The 19,775-nt window shown below is 72.0% G+C and carries 21 protein-coding genes; 7 read left to right on the forward strand and 14 right to left on the reverse strand.

What is annotated here, in order from left to right:
- Positions 1-349: 349 nt before the first annotated feature.
- On the reverse strand, positions 350-991 hold the full coding sequence (locus ABT106_RS24385) for a DNA-3-methyladenine glycosylase (protein WP_351281019.1): 642 nt from the start codon (positions 989-991) through the stop codon (positions 350-352).
- A gap of 137 nt (positions 992-1,128) precedes the next feature.
- Here ABT106_RS24385 and ABT106_RS24390 point away from each other — a divergent pair, with 137 nt between their 5' ends.
- The 3 genes from ABT106_RS24390 (at position 1,129) to ABT106_RS24400 (ending at position 3,156) form a co-directional block, all read left to right on the forward strand.
- Entirely contained in the window at positions 1,129-1,911 is a 783-nt protein-coding gene (locus tag ABT106_RS24390; RefSeq protein ID WP_351281022.1) for a sporulation protein, read from the forward strand.
- Positions 1,912-1,969: 58 nt separating this feature from the next.
- Complete coding sequence (locus ABT106_RS24395) at positions 1,970-2,503, forward strand: YbhB/YbcL family Raf kinase inhibitor-like protein (RefSeq protein WP_351281025.1); 534 nt, start codon at positions 1,970-1,972, stop codon at positions 2,501-2,503.
- Between the two features lie 149 nt (positions 2,504-2,652).
- Complete coding sequence (locus ABT106_RS24400) at positions 2,653-3,156, forward strand: HNH endonuclease (protein WP_267722486.1); 504 nt, start codon at positions 2,653-2,655, stop codon at positions 3,154-3,156.
- Positions 3,157-3,215: 59 nt separating this feature from the next.
- Here the strand turns inward: ABT106_RS24400 and ABT106_RS24405 are convergent, their stop codons facing one another.
- The 4 genes from ABT106_RS24405 to ABT106_RS24420 all read right to left on the reverse strand — a co-directional run bounded on the left by ABT106_RS24405 (position 3,216) and on the right by ABT106_RS24420 (position 6,550).
- Positions 3,216-3,986 (reverse strand): sulfite exporter TauE/SafE family protein, encoded by a 771-nt coding sequence (locus tag ABT106_RS24405; protein WP_351281028.1) that lies wholly within the window; start codon positions 3,984-3,986, stop codon positions 3,216-3,218.
- 126 nt (positions 3,987-4,112) lie between these two features.
- A complete protein-coding gene (locus ABT106_RS24410; RefSeq protein ID WP_351281031.1) occupies positions 4,113-5,090 on the reverse strand; it encodes an SPFH domain-containing protein in 978 nt (325 codons plus the stop codon).
- 155 nt (positions 5,091-5,245) lie between these two features.
- Positions 5,246-5,674: an NfeD family protein gene (locus tag ABT106_RS24415; protein WP_351281034.1), complete on the reverse strand. Its 429-nt coding sequence runs from the start codon at positions 5,672-5,674 to the stop codon at positions 5,246-5,248.
- Between the two features lie 81 nt (positions 5,675-5,755).
- Positions 5,756-6,550 (reverse strand): ABC transporter ATP-binding protein, encoded by a 795-nt coding sequence (locus tag ABT106_RS24420; RefSeq protein WP_351281037.1) that lies wholly within the window; start codon positions 6,548-6,550, stop codon positions 5,756-5,758.
- Positions 6,551-6,730: 180 nt separating this feature from the next.
- Between ABT106_RS24420 and ABT106_RS24425 the strand changes: the two genes are divergently transcribed.
- Positions 6,731-7,504, forward strand: coding sequence for an Rv1486c family protein (locus ABT106_RS24425; protein ID WP_351281040.1), 774 nt, complete (start codon positions 6,731-6,733; stop codon positions 7,502-7,504).
- A 344-nt stretch (positions 7,505-7,848) separates the two neighbouring features.
- On the opposite strand, the gene ABT106_RS24430 is transcribed toward ABT106_RS24425, so the two are convergent.
- The 3 genes from ABT106_RS24430 to ABT106_RS24440 all read right to left on the reverse strand — a co-directional run bounded on the left by ABT106_RS24430 (position 7,849) and on the right by ABT106_RS24440 (position 10,120).
- Entirely contained in the window at positions 7,849-8,094 is a 246-nt protein-coding gene (locus tag ABT106_RS24430; protein WP_031147927.1) for a chaplin, read from the reverse strand.
- A 150-nt stretch (positions 8,095-8,244) separates the two neighbouring features.
- Entirely contained in the window at positions 8,245-8,895 is a 651-nt protein-coding gene (locus tag ABT106_RS24435) for a response regulator (RefSeq protein WP_351281043.1), read from the reverse strand.
- Complete coding sequence (locus tag ABT106_RS24440) at positions 8,888-10,120, reverse strand: GAF domain-containing sensor histidine kinase (protein WP_351281045.1); 1,233 nt, start codon at positions 10,118-10,120, stop codon at positions 8,888-8,890. Before ABT106_RS24440 ends, ABT106_RS24435 begins: the two co-directional genes overlap by 8 nt.
- A gap of 500 nt (positions 10,121-10,620) precedes the next feature.
- On the opposite strand from ABT106_RS24440, the gene ABT106_RS24445 reads away from it, so the two are divergent.
- Positions 10,621-11,289 (forward strand): transglycosylase SLT domain-containing protein, encoded by a 669-nt coding sequence (locus ABT106_RS24445; protein WP_351281048.1) that lies wholly within the window; start codon positions 10,621-10,623, stop codon positions 11,287-11,289.
- A 156-nt stretch (positions 11,290-11,445) separates the two neighbouring features.
- Here ABT106_RS24445 and ABT106_RS24450 read toward each other — a convergent pair whose 3' ends face one another.
- A complete protein-coding gene (locus tag ABT106_RS24450) occupies positions 11,446-14,031 on the reverse strand; it encodes an ABC transporter ATP-binding protein/permease (RefSeq protein WP_351281051.1) in 2,586 nt (861 codons plus the stop codon).
- Positions 14,032-14,430: 399 nt separating this feature from the next.
- Here ABT106_RS24450 and serB point away from each other — a divergent pair, with 399 nt between their 5' ends.
- A complete protein-coding gene (gene serB, locus ABT106_RS24455; protein WP_351281053.1) occupies positions 14,431-15,630 on the forward strand; it encodes a phosphoserine phosphatase SerB in 1,200 nt (399 codons plus the stop codon).
- A gap of 105 nt (positions 15,631-15,735) precedes the next feature.
- On the opposite strand, the gene ABT106_RS24460 is transcribed toward serB, so the two are convergent.
- The 4 genes from ABT106_RS24460 to ABT106_RS24475 all read right to left on the reverse strand — a co-directional run bounded on the left by ABT106_RS24460 (position 15,736) and on the right by ABT106_RS24475 (position 18,282).
- Complete coding sequence (locus ABT106_RS24460; RefSeq protein WP_351281055.1) at positions 15,736-16,257, reverse strand: SixA phosphatase family protein; 522 nt, start codon at positions 16,255-16,257, stop codon at positions 15,736-15,738.
- Positions 16,258-16,355: 98 nt separating this feature from the next.
- The gene (locus ABT106_RS24465; protein ID WP_351281069.1) at positions 16,356-16,691 is read right to left on the reverse strand and encodes a hypothetical protein; all 336 of its coding nucleotides are present in this window, start codon (positions 16,689-16,691) and stop codon (positions 16,356-16,358) included.
- Between the two features lie 158 nt (positions 16,692-16,849).
- A complete protein-coding gene (locus tag ABT106_RS24470) occupies positions 16,850-16,969 on the reverse strand; it encodes an SGM_5486 family transporter-associated protein (protein WP_351281058.1) in 120 nt (39 codons plus the stop codon).
- A gap of 5 nt (positions 16,970-16,974) precedes the next feature.
- Positions 16,975-18,282, reverse strand: a complete 1,308-nt coding sequence (locus ABT106_RS24475) for a CynX/NimT family MFS transporter (protein ID WP_351281061.1) — start codon at positions 18,280-18,282, stop codon at positions 16,975-16,977.
- A 66-nt stretch (positions 18,283-18,348) separates the two neighbouring features.
- On the opposite strand from ABT106_RS24475, the gene ABT106_RS24480 reads away from it, so the two are divergent.
- Positions 18,349-19,020 carry a FadR/GntR family transcriptional regulator gene (locus tag ABT106_RS24480; RefSeq protein ID WP_351281064.1) on the forward strand — a complete coding sequence of 224 codons (672 nt, stop codon included), beginning with the start codon at positions 18,349-18,351 and terminating at the stop codon, positions 19,018-19,020.
- Positions 19,021-19,084: 64 nt separating this feature from the next.
- Here the strand turns inward: ABT106_RS24480 and ABT106_RS24485 are convergent, their stop codons facing one another.
- Positions 19,085-19,570: a hypothetical protein gene (locus ABT106_RS24485; RefSeq protein ID WP_351281067.1), complete on the reverse strand. Its 486-nt coding sequence runs from the start codon at positions 19,568-19,570 to the stop codon at positions 19,085-19,087.
- Positions 19,571-19,775 lie beyond the last annotated feature (205 nt).

Raw genomic sequence — 19,775 nt, forward strand, 5'->3', positions numbered from 1 at the left:
GACTCTTTCGGGCCCGATTCCCGGTCGAAGCGGGATTCGCTTTCCAGGTATTCGCTTTCGCGCTTTCCTTTCCGGCGATTCCGACTCTACCAGATCATTTCCACGCCGTTTCCGGCTTGGATTTGAATTCGGCGACCGTCGGATAGGTCTTTGGCCTTTCGGCGCTCCGCTACGTTAACGCTTTCCCTTCGCTGCTCATAATCGAGCTGCCGGCGTGGAATTCGGACATGCCGAAGAGGACCCCGCCAGGGGTTCGTCGTAGGTAGTGGGTTGGCCGCTCCGGAGGTCTGCTGATGGCAGTGCCCCGTTCAAGCGGCTCGGGCAACGTTAGGCGTCCCGGGAGGCCGAGTCAAGTTGAGCGGCGGCGTGGTGTGTGGGCGCGGTACGGGCTGACCGTCGGGTCGTCGGTGATCCAGAAACGGTACGGGTGGTGGGCGCCCGCGCCGCCCACTCCGGTGCGGGGGCCGCTGCTCGCCAGGTCGGGCGGGGTGGGGGTGCCCTCCAGGACGGACAGCGGGGAATCGGGGCCCGCGCAGAGGTCTGCGCCGTCGAGGGTGCGGTCGATGGCCAGGGCCGTGGCCAGCCGGGCCGGCCCCTTGGCCAGTTCTCTCGGGCTCTTGGCGGAAAGTCGACGTTTGGCCGCCAGGTCTGCGCCCTCCGTCACCTCCCCCGCGCGCAGCAGGACCCCGCTCGCGTGTCCGGGCGGACCGCACACCAGGTTGAGGCTGAACCACATGCCGTAGATGAAATAGACGTACGCGTGTCCGGGCGGTCCGAACATCGACGCGTTGCGGGCGGTGGGGCCCCGGTAGGCGTGGGAGCCGGGGTCGGCTTCGCCCTCGTACGCCTCGACCTCCGTGATGCGCAGTTCGAGGGGACCCTGCGGGGTGCTGCGGACCAGGGTGCGGCCGAGGAGGTCCGGGGCCACGGTGAGGACCGGGCGGTCGAAGAAGGCCCGGGTCAGGGGCGTACGGTCGGGGCGCGCGCTCATCCGGCCGAGGGTAGTGGAAGGGGCGCGCGTGCAACCGGGGCCTAGTGTTCCGCGTTGGTAGGGGTAGGCGCGGTGTCCGTGGTGGCGTCGTCGCCGGGTCCTTAGGTCCTTAGATCCTTCATCAGGGGAGTTTGAACATGGGGTTCAAGAAGCTGTTCGCGAGCCTGGGTGCCGGCGGTGCGTCCGTGGACACGGTCATCACCGAGCCGAACGTCGTGCCGGGTGGCATCGTCCAGGGTGAGGTCCGGATCCAGGGCGGGTCCGTCGACCAGCAGATCGAGGGGCTGTCCGTCGGTCTCCAGGCACGGGTCGAGGTGGAGGGCGGCGACCAGGAGTACAAGCAGGACGTCGTCTTCAACAAGCAGCGGCTCGGCGGTGCCTTCCAGGTCCAGGCCGGCGCGCTGCACGTGGTGCCGTTCGGGCTGGAGATCCCGTGGGAGACGCCCATCACCCACTTCGGGGGCCAGCACCTGCACGGGATGAACATCGGGGTCAGCACCGAGCTGGAGATCGCGCGCGCGGTCGACGCGGGCGACCTCGACACGATCAACGTGCACCCGGTTCCGGCGCAGCAGGCGATCCTCGACGCCTTCCGCCAGCTCGGCTTCTCCTTCCGCGGCGCGGACATGGAGCGCGGGCACATCCGTGGGACGCGGCAGACGCTGCCCTTCTACCAGGAGATCGAGTTCGTGCCGCCGTCGCAGTACCGGGGGCTGAACCAGGTCGAGCTGACCTTCGTCTCCGACGGCCGCGAGATGGACGTCGTCCTGGAGATGGACAAGAAGCCGGGGCTGTTCAGCGAGGGCAGCGACACCTACCGCTGCTTCCAGGTGGGGCTGCACTCCTACCAGGAGACCGACTGGGCGGCGTACCTGAACCAGTGGATCGCCTCCGTCGGCTCCACGCGCAACTGGCTCTAGCTCTTCCGGGTTCCTTCCGGGACATGTGTCCGATCAGCCCCGACCAGGAGGGTCAGCAGTGACCGAGCAGAGCAGGGCTCCCCTGCCGCACGACTTCCATCCCGCGGTGCACGCCTTCACCGTGACGAGTACGGACCTGGCGCCCGGGGCGGACCTGGGTGACGCCCAGGTCCTGTCGGGCGCGAACCTCTCCCCGCAGTTGCGGTGGGAGGGCTTCCCGGAGGGGACGAAGAGCTTCGCCGTGACGTGCTTCGACCCGGACGCGCCCACGGGCAGCGGGTTCTGGCACTGGGTGCTGTTCGACCTGCCGGCGTCGGTCACGGAGCTTCCGGCCGGGGCGGGCAGCGGAAAGTTCGAGGGGCTGCCCGCGGGAGCGGTGCACGTGCGCAACGACTACGGGACCGAGGACTTCGGCGGAGCGGCTCCGCCGGCCGGGGAACGGCACCGGTACGTCTTCACCGTGTACGCGGTGGATCAGGAGGAGCTCGGGCCCGACGGGGACGCCTCCCCCGCCGTGGTCGGTTTCAACCTCCGCTTCCACACCCTCGGGCGGGCGCAGCTGATCGGCGAGTACGAGGCGCCCGCCGGCTGATCGTTCTCCGAGCGTTTGCCCGGTCCTGGTCTAAAGACGGCCAGGACCGGGCATTTTTATTGCGTTGTCCCGCGTGGCGCGCGCGGCCAGAGTGGTCGCGGGCCCTGCTGCCGGTGTGGTCGCGGGCCTGCACACGGGAGGTGGGCGAGATGCGGGACACGCTGGTGCTGAATGCGAGCTTCGAGCCGCTGTCGACGGTGACGTTGAACCGGGCGGTGGTTCTGGTGCTCCAGGACAAGGCCGTGGTCGAGCAGTCCCATCCCGAGCTGCGTGTGCGAGCTGCCACGATGGAGCTGCCGATGCCTCGGGTGATCAGGCTCTGCAGGTACGTGCGGGTGCCCTTCCGAAGACATGCCCCCTGGTCACGGAGGGGGGTGCTGGTCCGGGACCAGCACCGGTGCGCGTACTGCGGGAAGCGCGCGACGACCGTGGACCACGTGCTCCCGCGGGCCCAGGGCGGCGGGGACACCTGGCTGAACACGGTGGCCTCCTGTGCCGAGGACAACCACCGCAAAGCGGCCCGGACGCCGGAGGAAGCGGGAATGCCCCTCCTGCGGAAGCCCTTCGTGCCGTCCCCGGCCGATGCCATGCTGCTGGCGCTGGGGGTGGCGGGGCGGGACGTCCTGCCGGAGTGGCTGGAGCGTTCCGCCTAGCCCCGGGCCCCGGGCGCTCGTACGCGGTCGCGCTGAGCGGCGTACCTTCGGTACGCCGCTCAGCGGACGAGCAGCTGGACGATCGCGAGGATCCCGACGGTGACGATGACCGCGCGCAGGGCGGTCGGCGGGAGGCGGCGGCCGACCTTGGCGCCGATCTGACCGCCGATGGTGGAGCCGACCGCGATGAGCAGGACGGCCGTCCAGTCGAACTCGGCGACGAAGAGGAAGGCGACGGCCGCGACGCCGTTGACCATGGCGGCGATGACGTTCTTCACGGCGTTGATCCGCTGAAGGTCGTCGCGGAGCAGCAGGCCCATGAGGCCGAGGTAGAGCACGCCCTGGGCGGCGCCGAAGTAGCCCCCGTACGCGCTGGAGAAGAGCATTCCGGTGAGCAGGGCGGGGCCGCCGTCGGGGTGGCCCGTGTCGCCTCCGGCGGCTTCCTGGCGGCGACGCAGGGCCTTGGCGAGGCGGGGCTGGAGGATGACGAGCACGAGGGCGAGTCCGATGAGGATGGGCACGATCGTGTCGAAGGAGTCGGACGGCAGGGTGAGGAGCAGGACGGCTCCGGCGCATCCGCCGACGAGGGAGACCGCTCCGAGCCGCAGGATGCGGGCGCGCTGGCCCTGGAGTTCCTTGCGGTAGCCGATGGCTCCGCTGATGGAGCCGGGGACCAGGCCGAGGGTGTTGGAGACGTTGGCGGTGACCGGTGGCAGGCCGGTGGCGAGCAGCACCGGGAAGGTGATCAGGGTGCCGGAGCCGACGATGGTGTTGATCGTGCCGGCGCCGATGCCGGCGGCGAAGACCGCGAGTGATTCCCAGATGGACATGGGAGGGGCCATCCCCTTTGCATGAGTGGGTCGCCTCCCCGCCGTGAAGGTCGAGGGGCCTCACCCGATCATGCAGGACGGCACGGCCCGCCCGGTGGGCCGGGGTCCCGGGGCGGGGCCTCCCCGTCAGTCGATGGGAGGCTGCTCGCGGCGGTCCGGGGTGGCCTTGTCGCCCGGGTCGCCGTTCCCCTTGCCCGTGTTCTGCGGGTTGAAGCCCGAACCGCCGCCCATGGGGCCGAAGTTGCCCATGGCGCCGGAGAGGCCCTTGAGCGCGTCGCCGATCTCGCTGGGCACGATCCAGAGCTTGTTCGCGTCGCCCTCGGCGAGCTTGGGGAGCATCTGGAGGTACTGGTAGGCGAGGAGCTTCTGGTCGGCGTCGCCGGCGTGGATGGACTCGAACACCGTACGGATCGCCTGTGCCTCGCCCTCGGCGCGCAGGGCGGCGGCCTTGGCGTCACCCTCGGCGCGCAGGATGGAGGACTGCTTCTCGCCCTCGGCGCGCAGGATCTCGGACTGGCGGACGCCCTCGGCCTGGAGGATGGCGGCGCGCTTGTCGCGGTCGGCGCGCATCTGCTTCTCCATCGAGTCCTGGATGGAGGTCGGCGGCTCGATGGCCTTGAGCTCGACGCGGTTGACGCGGATGCCCCACTTGCCGGTGGCCTCGTCGAGGACGCCGCGCAGGGCGGCGTTGATCTCCTCGCGGGAGGTGAGGGTCCGCTCCAGGTCCATGCCGCCGATGATGTTGCGGAGCGTGGTGACGGTGAGCTGCTCGATGGCCTGGATGTAGCTGGCCACCTCGTAGGTCGCGGCCCGGGCGTCGGTCACCTGGTAGTAGATGACGGTGTCGATGTTGACGACCAGGTTGTCCTGGGTGATGACCGGCTGCGGCGGGAAGGGGACGACCTGTTCGCGGAGGTCGATCCGGTTGCGGATCGAGTCGATGAACGGGACGACGATGTTCAGGCCCGCGTTGAGGGTGCGGGTGTAGCGGCCGAAGCGTTCGACGATGGCCGCGCTGGCCTGCGGGATCACCTGGATCGTCTTGACCAGTGCGATGAAGACCAGAACCACCAGAATGATCAGGACGATGATGATCGGTTGCATGCGGTTCCCCGTGCCCTTCCGGCTGTCTGTGCTGCCCCGTTGAGCGGAGTCTCGCAGACCCCGGGGCCGCGAGTCGGCTGGATTGCTGACATGACGGCTGCGTGACGGCTCACACGCCGTCCGCGCGATGGCTCCCAAGTCGCTTGCGGGAACGGTCACATGACGATCGCGGTCGCCCCTTCGATCTCCACGACGTCGACGGACTGGCCGGGTTCGAAGCTGCTGTCCGCGTCGAGGGTGCGGGCGGACCAGATCTCGCCGGCGAGCTTGATGCGGCCGCCACTGCCGTCGACGCGTTCGAGGACGACGGCGCTCTTGCCTCTCAACGCGTCGATTCCGCTGCGGTGTTGGGGGCGTTGGTCGCGATGGCGGTTGGCGATCGGTCGGACGACGGCGATGAGCGCGACCGACACGATCACGAAGACCAGCACCTGCGCGACCACTCCCCCGCCGAGCGCCGCCGTGACGGCGGCCGCCACCGCGCCGATGGCGAACATGCCGAACTCCGGCATGGCGGTCAGGACGAGGGGGATGCCCAGTCCGACCGCGCCGATGAGCCACCACACCCACGCGTCGATGTCCACATGGTCATGGTAGGTCGGGTGGGCGCGGTCGGGACAGGGTGCGGGGCGGTCCGGTCCGGGCCCCGTCCCTTCCGGGCGTTCCTAGCGCAGGGGCAGGCCCTGGGCCGTCCAGCGGTCGTTGCCGTTGCGCTCGACGACCAGGGGGAGGCCGAAGCAGAGCGAGAGGTTGCGGGAGGTGAGTTCGAGGTCGATCGGACCCGCCGCGACGACCTTGCCCTGGCGGATCATCAGGACGTGGGTGAAGCCGGGGGCGATCTCCTCGACGTGGTGCGTGACCATGACCATGGAGGGCGCGAGCGGGTCGCGGGCGAGGCGGCCTAGACGGCGTACGAGGTCCTCGCGGCCGCCGAGGTCCAGGCCGGCGGCGGGCTCGTCGAGGAGCAGCAGCTCGGGGTCGGTCATCAGGGCGCGGGCGATCAGCGTGCGCTTGCGTTCGCCCTCGGAGAGGGTGCCGAACTTCCGGTCGAGGTACCCGGTCATGCCGAGGCGGTCGAGGAAGGCGCGGGCGCGCTGCTCGTCGATGTCCTCGTACTGCTCGTGCCAGGTCGCCGTCATGCCGTACGCGGCGGTGAGGACGGTCTCCAGGACGGTCTGCCGCTTGGGCAGCTTGTCGGCCATCGCGATACCGGCGATGCCGATGCGGGGGCGCAGCTCGAAGACGTCGACCTTGCCGAGGGTGCTGCCGAGGATGGTGGCGGTGCCCTTGGTGGGGAAGAGGTAGCTGGAGGCGAGGTTCAGCAGCGTGGTCTTGCCGGCGCCGTTGGGGCCGAGGATCACCCAGCGTTCCCCCTCCTTCACCGACCAGGAGACCTGGTCCACCAGAGCCCGGCCCTCGCGGACCACGGATACGTCCACCAGCTCCAGAACATCGCTCATGAGCGTGTTGTCACCCCTTGCAGTCACGGTTCTCTGTGCGCCGGCAGGCGCAGCCCCAGGGGAAAACCTACGCCACTCGGAGCGGGGTCCGGGGCCGGGGCCGGGTCGGGGTCGGGAACGGGGTGGGGCCGGTGGCCGGGTTCGGGGTCGGTCCCGGGGTGGGGTCCGTAGAGTTGGGGGATGCTTTTCGAACCACGTTCAGGGCGGCTGGCCGCCTGGGGGAACGCTTTGCTGGCAGGTCTGGTCTCGCCCGACGAGGCCGTGTCGTCGATCGTGGGCGAGGACGCCGTGCACCGGGTGGAGGGCCTGCCGGGGGAATCGGGTCCGGTGGGGCTCACGCTGGCGCTCGGCCGGATGCGGGCGCTGGGGGTGACCGGGCTGCGGGTGGCGCTCCCGGCGCCGGGGCATCCGCTGGGGCTGAGCGGGCCGCCGGAGTTCAACGCGCGGGCGCTCGACGCCGAGGAGGCGGTGGTCGCGGTGGGCGCGGCGCTGGGGCTGGTGCCGGAGGTCTTCGAAGCGGGTCCGGCCGGGGACGTGCACGTGTCGGTGACCTGGCACTGCCTGCCGGTACGGGAGGCCCCGCCGGCGGACGTGCCGTCGCTGGGCGAGGCGGAGCGGGAGCTCGCGGAGGCGCTGCGCGAGGCGACGGTGGTGCTGACCCGGCTGGACGTGGCGGGGTCGGGGCCGGTGGCCGACGCGGCGCTGTCGGCGTACCGGGCGCGGGCGGAGGCCGGCCGGGAGGTCCTGGCGCCCGGGTACCCGCCCCGGGCGGTACGGGTGCTGTCGCTGGCGCAGCGGGTGGACCTGCTGGTGTCGCTGGCGTACGAGCACGGGCCGGGGGGTGCGGTGGCCGCTTCGGAGATGGCGGCGCGGTCGGAGGCGCTGCGGCCGGTGGAGCGGGTGGCCCGGCGGGCGCTGGTGGCGGCGTACAACGCGGCGGTGGAGCAGCAGTGACCCTCCCGGCCGGGTACGCGGTCCGGGGCGGTCACGGGCGCGGTCAGGGGTACGCGTAGCCCTGCGGCGGGTACGCGGTCAGGGCTCCGGGGCGCCGGGCCGGACCGGACGCGCGGGGCGGGCCGGGCTCGCGCGCGGGGCGGGTGAGACCTCGGGCTCCGGGGCGGCCGGTGGGCCCGTGGGCCGGGGCGGCCGCCGCCCCGCGCGGAGCGGAACGCGGACGGCCCCGCTTCCCGGGGAGAGGGGGGAAGCGGGGCCGCCGGCGCGGTTCCCGGGGTCCGGTCGCGCGGGGCGGAGCCCGTGGAGCGGTGAGAGGGCCGCGCCGGTTCGCCGGTCGCGGTGCGTCAGGCGTTGACGCCCGTGTTGCCGAAGGCGCCGTTCAGCAGGCCGATCACGTTGACGGTGTTGCCCACCGCGTTCACGGGGACGTGCACGGGGACCTGGAGCAGGTTCCCGGAGGCCACGCCGGGCGAGTTCAGGGCCTCGCCCTCCGCCGACGCACCGCCGTGCGCCGAGGAGACACCGGCGCCGGCGGCGAGGAGGCCGCCCGCGATCATGGTGACGGCTGCGGCCTTCTTGAAGTTCTTCACGTTTCTCTTCCTCCGTACGTCCGCCGCGACCAGCCGTCGCGGCATGCCATGGAGAACGGCCACCCGACCCCGGGGATACGCCATGTGGGCTACATACACCCGACCGTATGAATCTCCGATGGTCTGCCCGACGCCTCCGGCCGGGCCGCCTCAATCGGTGAGGCCGTGCCTGACCGCCCACAACGCGGCCTGGGTGCGGTCGGCGACGTCCAGCTTCATCAGGATGTTCGAGACGTGCGTCTTGACGGTCTTCTCCGACAGGACGAGGGCCCGCGCTATCTCGCGGTTCGAACGGCCGTCCGCGATGAGGGCGAGGACCTCCCGCTCCCGGTCGGTCAGCGAGCCCCCGCGGCCCGACGGGGGCCCCTGGTCGTCCTGGGCGAGCAGCGCCTGCGCCACCTCCGGCTGGAGGAGTACGTGTCCGGCGTGGACGGAGCGGATCGCTCCGGCCAGGGCGACGGGATCGATGTCCTTGTAGACGTACCCGGCCGCGCCGGCCCGCAGGGCGGGTACCACGGTGCGCTGCTCCGTGAAGCTGGTGACGATCAGCACCCGCGCCGGGTTCGCCGCCCCGCGCAGGCCGCGCAGGGCCTCGATGCCGTCGGTGCCCGGCATCTTGATGTCCATGAGGATCACGTCCGGGCGCAGTTCCTCGGCGCGGGCCAGGCCCTCCGCGCCGTCGGCGGCCTCGCCGACGACCTCGATGTCGTCCTGGACCTCCAGGAAGGTGCGCAGGCCCCGCCGGACCACCTGGTGGTCGTCGACCAGCAGGACGCGGATTCGGCCGGGGGTGTCAGCCACCGGGTACCTCCATCTCGATCGTGGTGCCCTTGCCGGGCGCCGCGTGCACGTCGAGCCGGCCGCCGACGCCTCCCGCGCGGTCCCGCATGGAGACCAGCCCCAGGTGACGGCCCGCGCTGCGGACCGCGAGGGGGTCGAAGCCGCGGCCGGCGTCGGTGACGCTGAGGACCGCTCCCCCGCCGGGCGTGCGGGTGAGTGCCACCTCGACGCGGTCCGCGCCCGAGTGCCGCAGGGCGTTGTGCAGGGCCTCCTGGGCGACGCGCAGGAGCGCTTCCTCCTGGGTCGCGGGGAGGGCGCGTACGCCGTCACAGGTGAAGGTGACGTGCGCGGCGTGCGCGCGGTCGAGCACGTGCACGTGGGTGCGCAGGGTCGCGACGAGACCGTCCTCGTCCAGGGCGGCCGGGCGCAGCTCCGTCACGGCGGCCCGCAGTTCGTCGGCGGCCTCCGCCGCCAGCGCGGCCACCTGCTGGAGCTCGCCCTTGGCCCGGGCCGGGTCGCGGTCCACGAGGGCGGCCGCGGCCTGGGCGGTGAGCCGGAGGGAGAAGAGCTTCTGACTGACGGCGTCGTGCAGCTCGTGGGCGAGCCGGGAGCGCTCCTCGGCGATGGTGAGCTCGCGGCTGCGCTCGTAGAGCCGGGCGTTGGTGAGGGCCATGGCCGCGTGCTGGGCGAGGAGGGAGAGGAGTTCCTCGTCCTCGTCGGTGAAGCCGGTGGCGCGGGCGCCGCCGGTCTCATCTGTCCCACCGGTCTCATCTGTCCCGCCGGTGTCACCGGTCCCGCCGCTGCCGCCGACCGGGGCTGCTCGCTTGTTCGCGAGGAAGAGGGCGCCGAGGGTCTCCTCGCCGTCGCGGACGGGCAGGCCGAGGAAGTCGGACATGTCGGGGTGGGCGGGTGGCCAGCCGCCGAAGCGCGGGTCCTCGCGTACGTCGGCCAGCCGCTCGGGGCCTTCCTGGTGGAGCATCGCCGCGAGGATGCCGTGCTGGCGGGGCAGCGGGCCGATCGCGCGCCACTGCTCCTCGCTGATGCCGTCCACGACGAACTGGGCGAAGCCGCCGTGGTCGTCCGGGACGCCCAGGGCCGCGTACTCGGCGTCCAGGAGCTCGCGGGCCGAGACGACGATCGTGCGCAGGACGTCGCGGACCTCCAGCGTGCGGCTCATGGCGAGCAGTGCGGTGCTCACGGCCGCGAGGCCGCTGCGGGGTCCGCTGTATCCGGGACTACCTGTCATGCCCTCACCGTACTCGCGGCTCTGACCTGCGGGATCGGGCGTCGGACCGAGGGGCGGGGGGCCGCTCGGCCTACTGCTGGGGGCGGGGGGCGGCCCGGACCGGCTCTGTCTTCGGGATGACGGTCGGGGGCGAAGACGTGGTCCTCAGGTCGCATGCGCGTGACCGTGTGCGTTGCTTGCGCAACGTTGGGTCAGATTGTTACGTGCCCGATGTGAGCCCGCACATAGGACGCAGGTCACTTACGAAGCTCCCTAGTGGACGCGTAAAGGTCCTGTGAACACGGGCGCGCGTAGCTCCGAGGCGGCAAAGCGGGATGAGTCGGCGCCCCCTGATCCACTAAGCGGGATCGTACGTCACACCTTTGCCAGGCGATTTTGCCGCCGCTAAGAATTGCTCCCGTCGCACAGCGCCGCAGATCCCGGATCAGCGCGGCGCTTTCCTGCGGCCCCGCCCTCAGACTGCCCGGGGGTGGCCCCCCGTCGAAGAGGTTGCCCCCGCCATGTCTGCTTCCCGCACTCCCGGTCACAGTCGTCTGACGAAGGCACACAAGCTGTCCATCTCCGGTGTCGCCACGCTCGGCGCCGCCGCACTCGCCTTCTCCCTCGTCCCGGCCGGTGCCGCTGAGAACGAGACCGTCATCTCCGCCGCCCCCGTCGCCTGGACCCAGGTCGTCGACGGCGCCCAGACGAAGGCTGTACAGCAGCACCTCTCCGTCCAGCAGGTCGTCGCGGCCAAGGCGGCGTCGGACGCGGCGGCGAAGGCCAAGGCCAAGGCCGCGGCGGACGCCAAGAAGGACCGCGGGCAGAAGACGGCCGCGAGCCGCTCCGCGGCCCGTACCCCGGTCTTCGCGAACAACCTCGACGGCTGGATCAAGGAAGCCCTCTTCATCATGAAGCGCGAGGGCATTCCGGGTTCCTACCACGGCATTCACCGCAACGTGATGCGCGAGTCCAGCGGCAACCCGCTGGCGATCAACAACTGGGACATCAACGCCCAGAACGGCATCCCGTCGAAGGGCCTGCTCCAGGTCATCGCCCCGACCTTCAAGACGTACCACGTCAAGGGCACCAAGTTCGACCAGTACGACCCGGTCGCGAACATCGTCGCCGCCTGCAACTACGCGGCCGACCGCTACGGCTCGATGGACAACGTCAACAGCGCCTACTAGGACTGGCACGGTCCGTCGGCCCCGCCCCGACCCCCCATGCGCCTCAGGGCGGCCCCCGGAGTACCGGGGGCCGCCCTGAGGCGTTCGTGCGTCCGTGCGGCCGTGCCCGCGTGCGGAGCGGGGCGGGGCGGGGCCGTGAGGCCGTGGGGCCGTGGCCTACTTGCCCGCGCGCATCACCTCGGGCTCGTGGCGGCGCAGCAGCCGCTGCACCGCGAAGCCGCAGGCGATGCCGATGAGCAGCAGGACGGTGATGTTCAGGCTCCACTGGCCGACCGTCGCGTCCCAGAGCGGGTCGGTGTTCGTCGGGTTCTCGGCGTCCCACGGCGGCATGAGCACGCCGAGGTTCAGGGTGCTGCCGGCGGCGGCGATCGCCCAGCGCGACGGCATCAGCCAGGCGAACTGCTCCAGGCCCGGGGAGTCGTAGAGCTGGAAGAGGATGCCGGTGAAGACGACCTGGACGATCGCGAACATGACCAGCAGGGGCATGGTCTTCTCGGAGGTCTTCACCAGCGAGGAGATCACCAGGCCGAACATCATCGAGGTGAAACCGAGCGCGATGACCGACAGGCAGATCTCCACGGCCGGCGGCATGAGCAGGCCCTCGGTCGGCAGATCGCGCGGGAAGAAGCCGATGCCGCAGATGATCACGCCCTGGACGGCCGTGATGACGCCGAGGACGATCACCTTGGACATGAGGTACGCCGACCGGGACAGGCCGGTAGCGCGCTCGCGCTCGTAGATCACCCGTTCCTTGATCAGTTCGCGGACCGAGTTGGCGGCGCCGGAGAAGCACATGCCGACCGCGAGGATCAGCATGATGGTGCCGGCGTCGCCGTTGAACCGGGACGGTGCCACGGGCGGTGCGAGGCCGAACTTCGCGGGGATGACCGTGGAGACCACGCCCAGGACCGCCGGCAGGATCAGCATCAGGCCGATGAAGCCCTTGTCGGAGGCGATCACCGAGACGTAGCGGCGCATCAGCGTGAAGAGCTGGGAGCCCCAGCCCTGCGGCTTCGGCGGCCGCATCTGCTGGGCCGGCGGCATCGCGACCGACTGCGGGGCGACCGCGTCGATGTCGGCGGCGTACAGCTGGTAGTGCTGCGAGCTCTTCCAGCGCTCGGCCCAGTCGTACTCGCGGTAGTTCTCGAAGGCGGAGAACACGTCGGCCCACGTGGTGTAGCCGAAGAAGTTCAGCGCCTCGTCCGGCGGGCCGAAGTACGCGACCGAGCCGCCGGGCGCCATGACCAGCAGCTTGTCGCAGATGGCCAGCTCGGCGACGGAGTGGGTGACGACGAGGACCGTGCGGCCGTCGTCGGCGAGGCCGCGCAGCAGCTGCATGACGTCGCGGTCCATGCCCGGGTCGAGGCCGGAGGTCGGCTCGTCCAGGAAGATCAGCGACGGCTTGGTGAGCAGCTCCAGGGCCACGGACACGCGCTTGCGCTGACCGCCCGAGAGCGCGGTGATCTTCTTGTCCTTGTGGATGTCGAGCTTGAGCTCGCGCAGCACCTCGTCGACGCGGGCGGCACGCTCGGACTCGGCGGTGTCACCGGGGAAGCGGAGCTTGGCGGCGTACTTCAGGGCCGTACGGACGCGCAGCTCCTTGTGCAGGATGTCGTCCTGCGGGACCAGGCCGATGCGCTGGCGGAGCTCCGCGAACTGCTTGTACAGGTTGCGGTTGTCGTAGAGCACGTCGCCCTGGTTCGCGGGCCGGTAGCCGGTCAGCGCCTTGAGCAGCGTCGACTTGCCGGAGCCGGAGGGGCCGATGACGCCGATCAGGGACTTCTCCGGGACGCCGAAGGTGACGTCCTTGAGGATCTGCTTGCCGCCGTCGACGGTGACCGTGAGGTGACGGGCCGAGAAGGAGACCTCGCCGGTGTCGACGAACTCCTCGAGGCGGTCGCCGACGATCCGGAAGGTCGAGTGACCGACGCCGACGATGTCGTTCGGGCCGAGCAGGGCGGTGCCGGACTTGGCCACCGGCTGGCCGTTGACATAGGTGCCGTTGTGGCTGCCCAGGTCGTGGATCTCGAAGCGGCCGCCCGGCATCGAGCGGAACTCGGCGTGGTGGCGGGAGACCTGGAGGTCGGAGACCACCAGTTCGTTCTCCAGGGCGCGGCCGATCCGCATGACGTGGCCCAGCGAGAGCTGGTGGAACGTCGTCGGGCTGCGGTCGGCGTAGCCGGGTGCCCCGCCCTGCGCCGGCCGGGACGCGGCCGGGCCGCCGCCCTGCTGGTGCGGGAGGTGCGGCTGCGGCTGCGGCTGCTGCGCGTGCTGGGGCTGCTGCTGCGGTACCTGGTGCTGTGGTGCGTGCTCCTGCGGCGCGTACTGCTGGTGCTGCGGTGCGTGCTGCTGTTCCCAGCCCTGCTGCCGGGGCTGCTGCTGCGGTGCCTGGTACGCCGGGGCGTGAGCCTGGGCCTGCTGGGCCGCGGCCGGCTGCGCCGCCGGGGCGGCGGCGCCGACCGGGTTCAGCCGCGGGCCGTCGGTGGCGTTGCCGAGGTGGACCGGCGTACCGGGCACGAGCTCGGCCTGCTGGACCCGGGCCCCGCGCACATAGGTGCCGTTGGTGCTGCCGTGGTCCTCGATGCCCCAACCGCGGCCGTTCCAGCTGATGGTGGCGTGCCGCCACGACACCCGGGCGTCGTCGATCACCACATCTCCCTGGGGGTCGCGCCCCAGCGAGTACGACCTGGACGGATCGAGCGTCCAGGTCCTTCCGTTCAGTTCCAGTACGAGTTCCGGCACTCCAGCCCCACTTAAGTCCCCCGAGAATCCCCCATGACGTCAGGGAGTCTAGGTATGGCGAACATCCGGGGGAACTATTTCAGGCCCACGGCCACATGGGGAATCCGGGCCGCGCCGGGGCGTCCGCGTCCTCGCGGAGACGGGGGCGAAAGCACCCGGAGCGTGAGATACGGGACGTCTCGCCAGGACGTCGCGCCGCCCCGGGGCGGACGGCGGGACATCGGGGCGCGCACGCCGGCCCGGCCGGGTCCCGAGGCCACGCCGGGCCGCGGCCGCGGCCCGGCCGCCGGCGCGCCGGGGAGGGCGCCCGGGGAGGGCGCCCGTCATCGGCCGCCTCGGCGTTCAGGGAGTGGGACGGGGGTCCTGTCCCCGGCCCCGGGAAGATACGGTGAGGTCACCATGAGCGCATCGCAGACCTCCGACGTCCCCACCCTCCTCGTCAAGATCTTCGGCAAGGACCGTCCCGGGATCACCGCCGGGCTGTTCGACACCCTCGCCGCCTACGCCGTCGACGTCGTCGACATCGAGCAGGTCGTCACCCGCGGCCGCATCGTCCTGTGCGCCCTCGTCACCAAGCCCGTGGGCGCCACCGAGGGCGACCTGCGGGCCACCGTCCACAGCTGGGCCGAATCGCTCAAGCTCCAGGCCGAGATCCTTTCCGGTACCGGCGACAACCGGCCGCGCGGCAGCGGCCGTTCCCACGTCACCGTGCTCGGGCACCCGCTCACCGCCGAGTCCACGGCGCAGATCGCCGCCCGGATCACGGCCACCGGCGGCAACATCGACCGCATCTTCCGGCTCGCCAAGTACCCGGTGACGGCGGTGGAGTTCGCCGTCTCCGGCACCGAGACCGAGCCGCTGCGCACCGCGCTGGCCACCGCCGCCTCGCACATCGGCGTGGACGTGGCCGTGGTCTCGGCCGGGCTGCACCGCCGGGCCCAGCGCCTCGTCGTCATGGACGTGGACTCGACGCTGATCCAGGACGAGGTCATCGAGCTCTTCGCCGCGCACGCCGGCTGCGAGGCCGAGGTCGCGGAGGTCACCGAGCGGGCCATGCGCGGTGAACTGGACTTCGAGCAGTCGCTGCACGCCCGCGTGGCGCTGCTCGCGGGGCTGGACGCCTCCGTCGTGGACAAGGTCCGCGCCGAGGTGCAGCTGACGCCGGGCGCCCGCACCCTGATCCGCACCCTCAAGCGGCTCGGTTACCAGGTGGGTGTGGTCTCCGGCGGGTTCACCCAGGTCACGGACGATCTGCGGGAGCGGCTCGGACTGGACTTCGCCGCCGCCAACACCCTGGAGATCGTCGACGGGAAGCTGACCGGTCGGGTCACCGGCGAGATCGTGGACCGGGCCGGCAAGGCGCGGCTGCTGCGCAGGTTCGCCGCCGAGGCCGACGTGCCGCTGTCCCAGACGGTGGCCATCGGCGACGGCGCCAACGACCTGGACATGCTGAACGCGGCCGGGCTGGGCGTGGCCTTCAATGCCAAGCCGGTGGTCCGCGAGGCCGCCCACACCGCGGTGAACGTGCCCTTCCTCGACGCCGTGCTGTACCTGCTCGGGATCACCCGCGAGGAGATCGAGGCCGCCGACCTGGCGTGACCCCGGGCGCCGGTCCGGGCCCGGAACCCCGTAGGACGTGACGTGAAGGGCCCCGGCGGGCAGCGTGCCCGCCGGGGCCCTTCGCGTCGGGCGGCCGGGGTCCGGTCAGTGGTCCTTGGGGGTCCAGAAGTCGAGGAGGGTGCCCACGCCGTGTTCCAGGGTCTTCCACGAGCCGGTGAAGGAGACGACGGCGAGCGCCGCGGTGGGGAATCCCGTACGGCTCATTCGCGCCAGGGCATCGCCTTCCGCGCGCCGGGACAGGGCGTCCGCGAGGGCGTGCATCCCCGGGTTGTGGCCGATGACGAGGAGGTCGGCGACGTCGTCGGAGGTCTCGTTGAGGAGGGCGATGAGCTCGCCCAGCGACGCGTCGTAGAGCCGCTCCTCGTACGAGGTCTTCGGCCGGTGGGGCATCTCCTGGACGGCGAGCTTCCAGGTCTCGCGCGTACGGGCCGCGGTGGAGCAGAGGGCCAGGTCGAAGGCGATGCCGGTTTCGGCGAGCTTCAGACCGACGGCCGGCGCGTCCTTGCGGCCTCGTTCCGCCAGCGGGCGATCGTGGTCGGGCACCTCGGGCCAGTCGGCCTTGGCGTGCCGGAGGAGGGCGATCCTGCGGGGTGTGTCGGCGCTCATGATTCCCAGCTTCGCATGAAACGAGCCACGGGGCGCAGGCTGTTGGGAGGCTCGTCGGCCGGTGCGGGGCGCGTCCCGGCACGTACGGGCGCGCGGGGTCAGCCGACGGCGCGCAGGAGCTGTTCCGCCACCTGGACCAGGCCCGGGCCGTCGCCGTACGGGGTGGCCGCCCGGGCTTCGCCGGATCCGGCGAGGAGCAGCAGGAGGAGGCCGAAGGCGAGTGCGGGCAGCGCCAGGGCCCACCAGTGCAGGCGGGCGTCGGCGCCCCCGCGGGCACGGGCGCCGCCTGGGCCGCCGGTGACGGCGTGCCCGGTGACGGCGTGCCCGGTGACGGCGTGCCCGGTCTCGGCACCGCCCGGGCGGATGCCGTCGGCGAGGGGCGCGGCGGAGCGGGGGCGGGCTGGGAGGGGCCGGGGGTGCGTGGGGGCCGACATGGCCGCCTCCGTGGGTGTGCGGTCGACAACGGGCTCGCTGACTTCGAATCTATGGATTCGAAGGCGCGCTTCCCATCCGGGGCACACCCCACTTCACCCTGACCCTGACCCCCTAGGGGTAGGGGGGTTATCCCCACCCCCCTCGGCCGGGCCCGGTGTCAGGGGGAGGCGATCGTCGCGATGATCGCGATGATCACGGTCACGGCGATCATCGCGCCGAAGACGAGGCCGAGCTTCTTGCGGCCGTTCTGGGGGTTCGGTTCAAGTACGGGCGACATGCCGGTCAGTCTCGCATGCCGCATTCGTCCTCGATCGTGCGGTCCCGTCCGGCCAGGACGCCCAGCAGCATCTGCGGGACGAGGAGTCCGGCCATCAGGGCGAGCGGCAGGTCCCAGCCGCCGCTGTGCTGGTAGAGGGTGCCGATGAGCAGCGGGCCGGGGATCGAGATGAGGTAGCCGATGCTCTGGGCGAAGGCGGAGAGCTTGACGACTCCGGCCGGGGACTTGGCGCGCAGGCCGATGAGGGTGATGACGAGCGGGAAGGCGCAGTTGGAGATGCCGAGCAGGAGCGCCCAGGCCCAGGCGCCGGCGGCGGGGGCGAAGTAGAGGCCGAGGTATCCGGCGAGGCCGAAGAGGCCGAGGGCGGCGGCGATGGCCCCCTGGTTCCTCATCCGGCCGGCCAGGCGGGGGATGACGAAGGCGAGCGGTACGCCCATGACCATGGTGACGGCGAGGAGCACGCCGGCGGTGGAAGCGGAGACGCCGGCGTCGCGGAAGATCTGCGGGAGCCAGCCCATGGTGACGTAGGCGCCGGTCGCCTGGAGGCCGAAGTAGCAGGCCAGGGCCCAGGCGGTACGGCTCCGGGCGATGCGCGGGCCCGCGTCGGCCCGTACGGCGGTGCCCGCGCCGGCCTGCTCGGCGGCGGCGGCCCGCGCGGCACGCCGGGAGGCCCGGGCGATGGGCAGCCAGGGCAGTACGGCGATCAGGGCGAGGAGGGCCCAGACGAGCAGGCCGGTGCGCCAGCTCCCGCCGAGGGCGCCGGTGAGCGGGACGGTGGCGGCGGCCGCGAGGGAGGTGCCGGCGGCCAGGGCCATGGAGTACAGGCCGGTCATGGTGCCGACACGGTCCGGGAAGTAGCGCTTGACGATCACCGGGAGCAGCACGTTGGTCAGGGCTATGCCGGCCAGGGACAGGGCGCTGGCGGCGAGGAATCCGACGGCGCCGGAGGTGAAGGGCCGGATCAGCAGGCCGGTGGCGATGGCGGCCATGCCGGCGCAGACGACGGCGGCCGGGCCGAAGCGGCGGGAGAGCCGGGGGGCGGTGACGCCGAAGACGGCGAAGCAGAGGGCGGGTACGGAGGTGATCAGTCCGGCGACGGTGCCGCTCATGCCGAGGCCCGTACGGGTCTCCTCGAAGAGGGCGCCGAGGCTGGTGATGGCGGGCCGCAGGTTGAGGGCGGCCAGCACGATTCCGACGATGAGCACCGGACCGAGCCACGTGGGGGCGACGTGGGCGGAAGCGGGAAGGCGCTGGTCTGCGGGGGTGCGCACGACCTGCGGGCGGTTCAGGGTCTGAAGTTCGTCGTCGGACATTCAACCATCATAGAATCATGGGATGATTGGTTGTCCAGTCGCGCACGCTGTTCTCGAGAGGAATCCATGCCGCTGACCTCGCCCCGGCGCTCCGCGCTCGTCGACCAGGTGATCGCGCAGTTGCGCAACCAGGTCACCTCCGGAGAGTGGCCGGTGGGCTCGCGCATCCCCACGGAGCCGGAGCTCGTGGAGCTGCTCGGCGTCGCCCGCAACACCGTCCGCGAGGCGGTACGGGCGCTGGCGCACAACGGCCTGCTCGACATTCGCCAGGGTTCGGGCACGTACGTCATCGCCACGAGCGAGCTGGCCGGCGTCATGCACCGGCGCTTCGCGAACGCCGAGCCGCGGGACATCGCCGAGCTGCGCTCGACCATGGAGTCCTCGGCGGCCCGGCTGGCGGCGGAGCGGCGGACCGAGCGGGATCTCGTACAGCTGGACGCGCTGCTGGCGCGGCGCGAGGAGGCCTGGGCCGGCGGGGACGCGGAACGGTTCGTGGCGGCGGACGTGAGCCTGCACATGGCGGTGGTGGCCGCGTCGCACAACGAGGTGCTGATCGAGCTGTACGCGGACCTCGGCGACCTGGTGGCGGACTGGCTGCGCGGCGACGTGGGCACGGTGCTCGACCCCGCGGCCCACCTGGACCACGCCCGGCTGATCGAGGCCATCCGGCGGGGGGACGGGGACGCGGCGGCCTCGGAGGCGGCGGGCTACCCGTTCGTCTGCCTGGGCGGGGAGTAGCGGGCGGGGAGTAGCGGGCGGGGGCGGTGCGGGCCGGGATCCGCGCGGGGCCGGGACCGGCCGGTCAGGGCCGCTGGTGGGTGACCCAGGTGGAGCGGACTTCCTTCCAGCAGCGGCCGGTGATCTCGGCCCGCCCGGCCGGGCCGACCGCGACCGCCGCGCCGTCGCCGTCCACGTCCCACCAGCGGTCGCACTCCACGTGCAGCCGCACCAGGTCGGTGTCCGGGTAGCTGTTGTGGCAGTACGCCGTCACCGTGGAGCCCTCGGTCCCGATGTCGCAGTCGGCGCCGAAGAGCTCCCGGGCGCCGGGCTTCGCGGGCTGTACGGGGGGCTCGACGGGGATCACCGCGAGTTCGACGACCTCGGGGGCCACCGCTTCGGGAACCGCCCCGGGCGCCACCGCTTCGGGGAGGACGGCGCCGGGGGCCGCCCCGGGCCCGGGCGCGGGGTCGCCGCCCGGGGGCCGCGCGGCCGCTCCGGGGGCCAGGAACGCGGTCAGGATCACCGAGGTGATCAGGAGGGATACCGTCCGGCTCGGCTTCGCCCGCACGCCCGTACCTCCTCCCCGCAGGAACCGGGAAGATCCCGACCTGGCCAGTTTGCAGGCTTATGTCCCGGTTTTCGACTCGGGAAGATCCCGCCCGGCCGTGGACATCCGATCGAACGCGGGGGCCGCGCCGCTCCCCCACCGCGAAACGGCGCCGGGAACGACGGCGGGCGCGGCCGCCCCCCAGCGGGGGGCGGGGCCCCCGCGG

It is taken from the genome of Streptomyces sp. NPDC002044 (assembly GCF_040296725.1).
In the GTDB taxonomy this organism is placed as follows: domain Bacteria; phylum Actinomycetota; class Actinomycetes; order Streptomycetales; family Streptomycetaceae; genus Streptomyces; species Streptomyces antarcticus.